This is a genomic window from Micromonospora arida (assembly GCF_003857035.1).
GTDB lineage: Bacteria > Actinomycetota > Actinomycetes > Mycobacteriales > Micromonosporaceae > Micromonospora > Micromonospora arida.
The window spans coordinates 25,565-32,925 of the sequence record NZ_QGSY01000104.1 but is presented as its reverse complement, the minus strand read 5'-3'; the positions used below and the strand labels follow the sequence as shown (position 1 = coordinate 32,925).

The window sequence follows — 7,361 nt, the reverse complement described above, 5'->3', positions numbered from 1 at the left end:
CCGCCCCCTGGCGCCCAGCGCCCAGCGCCCAGCGCCCAGCGCCCAGCGCCCAGCGCCCGCGATCTTGCACTTTCGGTCGCCCGTATGCGCTGTATGCCTCAATTGCGGGGACAGTAAGTGCAAGATCGCGAAGAGCAAGGGGCGTGGGGCAGGGCTGGCTTGATCTCGCCCCGGTCCGGGCAGCACTTTTTTGGGGGCGTGATGTCTGTGGGTCATCAATATGACCCACAGACATCAGGCTCAACAGACCACGACACCCCGTGCCGGGTTCACACTGATCGGCCGCCGCCGCCCGTATCGCCGCCGCTCAGGACCGGAGCAGGTGCAGCTGGGACTGGTGCTTCGGCAGGTGCACCCGGGTGTGCAGGTCCAGGGTCCGGGACCAGGGCAGCGGTTCGTCGACGATGAGGTCGAAGCCCTCGCGTAGGTGCGTCTCGACCGGGGTCTCCGCTGCCAGGCCGAGCTGGTCGACCAGCCCGCACAGCCGGTCACTGGTGCCGTGCAGCAGCGCGGTCAGGCCACGCAGACCACCCTGCTCGGCGGCGAGCGCGTCGAGCTGCGGGCGGTGCATGTCCTCCGCCAACTCGTAGTAGGCGAACGGCGACCCGGCCAGCAACGCCTCGGTGGCCTGGATCATCAGCTCGTCGTTGGCGACCAGATGCGCGACGATCTGCTCGGCACTGAGCTGCCCCTCCGGAGCCGGACCGAATCCGCCAGCGTCGACCTCCGCGAACAGGGCACCGTAGGCCCGCCGCAATCCCCCGCTCTCCATCCCCCCAGTCAACCCGCCGCGGCGGGAGTTAGCGGCGGGATTGGCGGGAGCGGAGGTAGTCGCTCACCACGTACTCGCCCAGGTCGTCGGTGTCCGGGGTGAACATGCGGCCCCGGCTGCGGCGGGCCACCGCGTCGACGAAGCGCCGCAGGCCCGGGTCGTCGCCGAGCATGAACAGGTTGAGCGTGGCACCGTAACGGCTCAGCCGGTCCACCTCGCGGACCGTCGCCTCGATCGTCTCCGGCAGCGGCGGCCAGTGGAACAGCGCCTCCCCGTCGTCCGGGTCCAGGTGCGCGGTCGGCTCTCCGTCGGTGACCACCAGGACGATCGGCTCGGCGTCCGGGTGCCGCCGCAGGTGCCGGCCCGCCAACCGCAGCGCGTGCTGGAGGTTGGTGCCCTGCTCCATGTCCGGCTCCACGGCCGCCAACTCCTGCTGGGTGAGCGCCATCGCCTCCCGGCCGAAGCCCACGATCTGCAGGGCGTCCTGTGGGAAGCGCGTCTCCATCAGGTGTGCCAGCGCCAGCGCCGTCTGCTTCATCGGCCCCCAACGACCCTGAGAGATCATCGAGTACGACAGGTCGACGCAGAGCACCACAGCGGCCGAGGCCCGCCTCTCGGTCTCCACCACCTCGAAGTCGTCCACCGCGAGCTGCACCGGGACCGTCGGTCCGGCCCGGCTGACCGCCCGGGTCAACGTCCGGACCACGTCCAGCGGTTGCTCATCGCCGTACTGCCAGGGCCTGGACGCGCCGCTGACCTCGCCCGCCGCACCGGCCGAGCGCAGGTCGTGCTGGCCGCGTGGCCCGGCGGTCAGCTCCGCGAAGACCTGCCGCAGCGCGGTCCCGCCGAGCCGACGCAGCGCCTTCGGGCTCAGTGTGAGCCCCTCCGCGTCCCGGCTGACCCAACCCTGCCGGCGCAGCTCCCGCTCCAGATCGCGCAGCCGGCGAACGTCGTCGGCCGCGTCCCGGCCCAGCGTGCGCGCCACCGCATCGACGTCCACGTCGTCGAGGGTCGCCCCCGGGTGTTCCTGGTCGAGCTGGTCCAGCAGGTCGTCCAGGTCGCCGATCTCACCCAGCGCGCCGGCCGCGTCGGCGTAGTCCAGCGGCTGGTCGCCCCGGACCCGCTCGCCCCGCCCCCAGCGCAGATCGGGTCGCAGCGCCCGCAGGTTCGCGTCGAGCGCGGACAACTCCCCCGCGAGGCGGTCGCCGAGCGACTGCTGCATGAGGCCGGCCAGCTCGGAGCGCTGCCGCTCCGAGAGCGAGTTCATCAGCCGCTCGCCGGCCGCCGCCCGGCGGGCCAGCACGTCGATCAACTCGTCGACGTTCTCCGGCTTCTCCGGGAAGAAGTCGCCATGTCGGCGCATGAACTCGGCGAACGCGTCGGTGGTGTCCTCCGCGCGACCGTGCCGGGCGAGCAGGTCGTTCAGGTCGCCCATCATCTCCGCGAGCCGCTGCTGGGCGGCCGGGTCGGCGGAGGCGCGCACCGCGTCGCGCAGCCCGGCGAAGCGTTGACCGAGCACGTCGTCGCGGAGTTGGTCGAGGATCTGCTGGTACGAACGGCGGGCGTCGTCGCTGGCCCACTGGTAGCCGGACAGCTCCTCCACCGCCCGCGCCGTCGAGCGCGGCAAATTGTCCAGCACCGCCTCGGCGAACCGCGCGGCGTCGTCGTCGCGACCCCGCAGCTCGTCCCGCTCGGCGGCGAGGGCCTGGTCGAGCAGGGCCTGGGCCCGGGTCACCGCCCCGTCCAGGTCGCCCCTGCGCAGCGCCTCCCGGCGCAACCGCCGCGCCCGGGCGGCCAGGTCGTCCAGGCCACCCCGTCCCTGCGGCCCACGGCGCAGCAGGTCACGCAGCGCCTCCCGCAGGCTGCCGCCGGCCAGCACCTCGGCACCGACCGCGTCCACCGCCTCACGCACGTCGTACGGGGGTGCGAGCGGGTCGGGCCCGCCGTTCCACTGCCCGTAACGGAACCGGTTGCCGGCCATGGTCAGCCCCGGCCGCCGTAGACGGTGCGCCCCGAGTCGGTGACGTCCTTGCCGAGCCGGCGGGTCAGGTGCAGCCCTTCCAGCACGAACTCGACGACGGCGGCAGCCTCCTCGGAGGTGGGCGCGTCGCCCAGGTCGAGTCGGTCCAGGACCTTCGCCAACCCGGGTACGGTGCCGACCTGGCGCAGCAGCTCCGCGGCGCTGACCAACTCGCCGGTCTCGATGGCGGCGCCGTCCTCGACCAGGGCGGTGAACCCGGACAGGTCCAGCCCGGCCAGGTGGGCCCGGAACGTCTCGGCGGTCGCGGTACGCAGCAGGTGCGCGAGGATCTCGGTCTCCCGACCCTCCTCGCCGCTCTCGAACTCGACCTTGCCGCGCAGCGTGCTGGTCACCGACACCGCGTCACCGACGCGGGCGACGGCGGCCTCGGGGCGTCCCTCCGGGGTGCCGGAGGCGGCGAGCAGACCGGCGCGACGCAGCGCGGCACCGGCGACCGTCTCGGCGGCGGCGATGGCGAATCGGGCGGAGACACCGGAGCGCGGGTCCACCGACGGCGACTCCCGGACGGCGCGGGCGAAGCGGGCCAGCACCTCCAGCACGTGCTCGGGCACCTCGGCGACCAGGTGGGCCTCCTGGCGGATCAGCGCCAGCTCCAACTCCAGGTCGACCGGGTAGTGGGTGCGGATCTCCGCGCCGAACCGGTCCTTGAGGGGGGTGATGATCCGGCCCCGGTTGGTGTAGTCCTCCGGGTTGGCGCTGGCCACCAGGAGCAGGTCCAGTGGCAGGCGCAGCTGGTAGCCGCGAACCTGGATGTCCCGCTCCTCCAGCACGTTGAGCAGCGCCACCTGAATACGTTCGGCCAGGTCGGGCAGCTCGTTCACGGCGAAGATGCCCCGGTTGGTGCGCGGCACCAACCCGAAGTGGATGGTCTCCGGGTCGCCGAGGGTACGACCCTGGGCGATGCGGATCGGGTCGACGTCGCCGATCAGGTCCCCGACGCTGGTGTCCGGGGTGGCCAACTTCTCGCCGTACCGCATCGAGCGGTGCAGCCAGCCGATCGGCAGCTCGTCACCGGCCTCGGCGACCTGGGCGACCGACGCCGGGGTGAGCGGGTGCATCGGGTGCTCGTTGAGCACCGAGCCGGGCAGAACGGGGGTCCACTCGTCGAGCAACGCGCCCAGTGAGCGGATCAGCCGGGTCTTGCCCTGGCCGCGCTCGCCGAGCAGCACCATGTCGTGCCCGGCGAGCAGGGCCCGCTCGACCTCGGGCAGCACGGTGTCGTCGTAGCCGACGATGCCGGGGAATCGGGTCTCGCCGGAACGCATCCGGGCGAGGAGGTTGTCGCGGAGTTCCTGCTTGACGGTGCGGTACTGGTGACCGGCCGCCCGAAGCGCGCCGAGCGTGCCGGGCAGGTCGGCCGGTGGAACCGGGATTACCGGAGTAGGCGCAGTCACTCGACCCACGCTAGCTCACATTCGCAGGGGTGCCCCGGGCATCAGGGAGCACCCCCGCTCCCACCCTCAGCCCCGATTGCAACGCCGGCAGATGCCGCGGCGGCGCAGGTGGTACGCGTAGGTGGCCGCGCCGAGCGCCACGCCCCACAGCGGCCAGAGCAGCATCGGTGCCCCGGTCATGCTGAACCCGCCGGTCAGCCGCCAGAACTCGGGATTGCTGAGCAGCCCCAGCGAGGCCGCGGTCACGGAGACGGCGACCAGGGTGGCCGGCACCACGGCCAGCTTCGCCGGCACCCGACGGCCGGCGAGCCCGAGCATCCAGCGCGGGAAGCGCTCGCCCCAGCGTTGCACCAGCCCGAGGGTGAGGATCGCGCCGACGGTGGCGAACGCGGCCAGCCCGAACCCGGCCCAGACCAGCCCGGTGTCCTGCATCTCGGTCAGGAACTCGCGGGAGATGCCGAACGGGATGCCGGCCGCCCAGGCGAACCGGGTCAACGCGTACGTCAATGGGATGGCCGCGGCGATGCCGGCGGCCCACCGGCCCCAGCGGGTGGCGGCGGCCGGGGTGGTCCACCCCTGTGCGGTGTCGGCTCGGCCGCAGCCGACGCAGGCCCCGGCGGTACGCCGCTGCCAGGCGAGCACCGCCCCGGCGAGCAGCAGCCCGCCGGCCAGCGCCGCGAACCGGGCGAACAGCGCCCAGTTGAAGACGTCGGAGTAGTCGATCGGCGGCCAGCCGAACGGCGCCCCGACGATCAGGATCGGCAGGTAACCGAGGACGATCAGCACGCGGACATCCGGCACGACCAGAACGAGCACGAACGCGACCGCCCAGCCGTATCCGGCGAGCAGCGCCCGCAGCGGGCCGGGCGGGCGCGCCGCCGGGCGGCTCATGGCCAGGGCGGCCACCGCGGCGGTGAGCAGCACGCCGGCGAAGAGCGGGGTGGCCACCTCCACCGGCACCAGGCGCAGCAGGCTGACGTCGCCGCCGTGGTGGTCGTTCGGGCCGAACGGGTAGCCGGCGCCGCTGAGCGTGCTGATCAGGGCGAGCACGCCCCACAGGCCGAGCCAACCGGCGGCCAGCGGGGCGAGCCGGTCCGGCCAGCGGGAGTCGGTACGGGGCGGGGAGGCAGTGATCGTTGTCATGCTCTCAGCCTCGACGGACAGCCTCCGGATTCCCTCCCGGCCGGCGGTGAACCCGCTCCCCCGTCGGAGGGACCGATCAGCCGGACGGGGTGACGAAGCCGGACTCGTAGGCGGCGATGACCGCCTGCGTACGGTCGCGGACGCCCAGCTTGGCCAGCACGTTGCCGACGTGCGTCTTGACCGTCTCCACCCCGACCACCAGGTGCGCGGCGATCTCCGGGTTGGACCGGCCGGTGGTCATCAACCGCAGCACCTCGGCCTCCCGTTCGGTGAGCCGGGCGGCGCTCAACCGGTCGCCGCCCGTCGGCCCGTACGCCCCGACCAGTTGGCGGATCGCGGTCGGGAAGAGCAGTGACTCGCCGGCCGCGACCACCCGGACCGCCTCCACCACCTCGGCGGGCCGGGCCCGTTTGAGGAGGAACCCCGAGGCGCCGGCGCGCAGCGCCTCGTAGACGTACTCGTCGTTGGCGAAGGTGGTGACCACCAGCACCCGGGGCGGGTCGGCGGAGGTGGCCAGCAGGTGCCGGGTGGCCTGGATGCCGTCGATGCCGGGCATCCGCACGTCCATCAGCACCACGTCGGGCCGGTGCCGGGCGACCAGCGGCGGCACCTCGGCGCCGTCCGCGGCCTCGGCGAGCACGTGCAGGTCGGGTTGGGCGTCGATGATGGCCTGCAGTCCTACCCGGATCAGCTCGTCGTCGTCGACGATCAGCACCCCTGTGGTCATGTCGTCTCCTCGTACGGCAGTCGGGCCCGGATCAGCCACCGGTCGCCGTCGGGGCCCACTGTGAGCCGGCCGCCGAGCAGCAGCACCCGCTCCCGCATGCCGTCCAGGCCTCGACCGCCTCGCCCCCGCTGGCCTCGGTCGGGGTGGCGCACCGCGTTGACCAGCTCCAGCTCCAGCGCGTCGCTGTGCAGGTCCAGGCGTACCGTCACCGGCCCGTGGCCGTGCCGGGCGGCGTTGGTCAGTCCTTCCTGGACGATCCGGTAGCCCTCCCGGGAGACCACCGCGGGCACCCGGGCCGGGTCGCCGGCGCGTTGCGCGTGCACGGTCAGGCCGGCCGCGCGGGCGTCGGTGACCAATCGGTCCAGGTCGGCGAGGGTACGCTGCGGCGCCACCACGGGCCGGTCGCGTCCGTTCTCCCGGAGCAGCCCGAGCACGTGGTCGAGGTCGTCCATCGCGGTCCGCCCGACGTCCTCGATGGCGGTGAGTGCCCGCCGGACGAACTCGGGGTCGGTGTCGAGGACCTCGCGGGCGGCCCCGGCCTGGAGGGTGGCCACGGTCAGCGCGTGACCGACCGAGTCGTGCAGCTCGCGGGCCAGCCGGTTGCGTTCGGCGAGCCGGGCGGCCCGTGCTTCGAGGGCGGCGATCCGCTCCGCCTGAGCCGGGCCGAGCAGCACCGGTGCCATGGATCCGGCGAGCGCGCCGAGCCCGGCGACGGCGTAGCCGAGAGCGACCAGCAGGAGCACCCCGGTCAGTGTCAGCCAGCCGCTGTCCTGCCCGTCCAGTGGCCCGAACTGTTCCCGGCCGGTCAGCTCGGTGCCGATGCCGAACTGTTGGGCGATGAACGCCAGCGCCATCGGCAGGGCACTGAACAGCGCGATCATCACCAGGGCGCCGACGATGAGGTGGGTGGCGATCCAGAGGGCGCTGCGCAGCCGGGTTTCCCGGTCGCCGTGGTGCCCGGGCGCGGGTTCGGGCAGGTCGACGCCGAGCAGGGCCCGGACGGCGGCGATCTCCAGGGCCCGGCTGCCGTCCAGCAGCAACGGGACCACGGCGATCAGCACCGCGATGAGCAGCAGGACGTAGACCAGTGGGCGCGGGATCGCCGAGTCGGCGAGCAGTTGGGCGAAGGTCACCGCGAGTAGCCCGTACGGCAGCGCCAGCACGCCGCCGAGCAGCAGGAACACGCCGCGTCGCCAGGTGGTGCCGGCGACCAGCGGGGCCAGCACCGCTCGGAGGGTCACCTCGTCATTCTGCGGCCCGGACGGGTCCCGCCGACTCCCCCGT

At 73.3% G+C, this 7,361-nt stretch carries 6 protein-coding genes; all 6 read right to left on the bottom strand.

Annotation, left to right across the window (positions count from 1 at the left end):
- Positions 1-307: 307 nt before the first annotated feature.
- The 6 genes from DLJ58_RS04985 to DLJ58_RS04960 all read right to left on the bottom strand — a co-directional run bounded on the left by DLJ58_RS04985 (position 308) and on the right by DLJ58_RS04960 (position 7,318).
- Positions 308-772, bottom strand: coding sequence for a hypothetical protein (locus tag DLJ58_RS04985; RefSeq protein ID WP_112678956.1), 465 nt, complete (start codon positions 770-772; stop codon positions 308-310).
- A 28-nt stretch (positions 773-800) separates the two neighbouring features.
- The gene (locus DLJ58_RS04980; protein WP_124854069.1) at positions 801-2,753 is read right to left on the bottom strand and encodes a vWA domain-containing protein; all 1,953 of its coding nucleotides are present in this window, start codon (positions 2,751-2,753) and stop codon (positions 801-803) included.
- Between the two features lie 2 nt (positions 2,754-2,755).
- The gene (locus DLJ58_RS04975; RefSeq protein WP_124854068.1) at positions 2,756-4,216 is read right to left on the bottom strand and encodes a magnesium chelatase ATPase subunit I; all 1,461 of its coding nucleotides are present in this window, start codon (positions 4,214-4,216) and stop codon (positions 2,756-2,758) included.
- 57 nt (positions 4,217-4,273) lie between these two features.
- Complete coding sequence (locus tag DLJ58_RS04970) at positions 4,274-5,350, bottom strand: hypothetical protein (protein ID WP_124854067.1); 1,077 nt, start codon at positions 5,348-5,350, stop codon at positions 4,274-4,276.
- 76 nt (positions 5,351-5,426) lie between these two features.
- Complete coding sequence (locus tag DLJ58_RS04965) at positions 5,427-6,077, bottom strand: response regulator transcription factor (protein WP_124854066.1); 651 nt, start codon at positions 6,075-6,077, stop codon at positions 5,427-5,429.
- Positions 6,074-7,318 (bottom strand): sensor histidine kinase, encoded by a 1,245-nt coding sequence (locus DLJ58_RS04960; protein ID WP_124854065.1) that lies wholly within the window; start codon positions 7,316-7,318, stop codon positions 6,074-6,076. The genes DLJ58_RS04965 and DLJ58_RS04960 overlap by 4 nt, the downstream gene beginning before the upstream one ends.
- Positions 7,319-7,361: the final 43 nt, after the last annotated feature.

Excerpts from the sequence above, each read along its gene's own strand:
- DLJ58_RS04985 (WP_112678956.1), bottom strand. The coding sequence starts at position 772 with ATGGAGAGCGGGGGATTGCGGCGGGCCTACGGTGCCCTGTTCGCGGAG.
- DLJ58_RS04980 (WP_124854069.1), bottom strand. The coding sequence starts at position 2,753 with ATGGCCGGCAACCGGTTCCGTTACGGGCAGTGGAACGGCGGGCCCGAC.
- DLJ58_RS04970 (WP_124854067.1), bottom strand. The coding sequence starts at position 5,350 with ATGACAACGATCACTGCCTCCCCGCCCCGTACCGACTCCCGCTGGCCG.
- DLJ58_RS04965 (WP_124854066.1), bottom strand. The coding sequence starts at position 6,077 with ATGACCACAGGGGTGCTGATCGTCGACGACGACGAGCTGATCCGGGTA.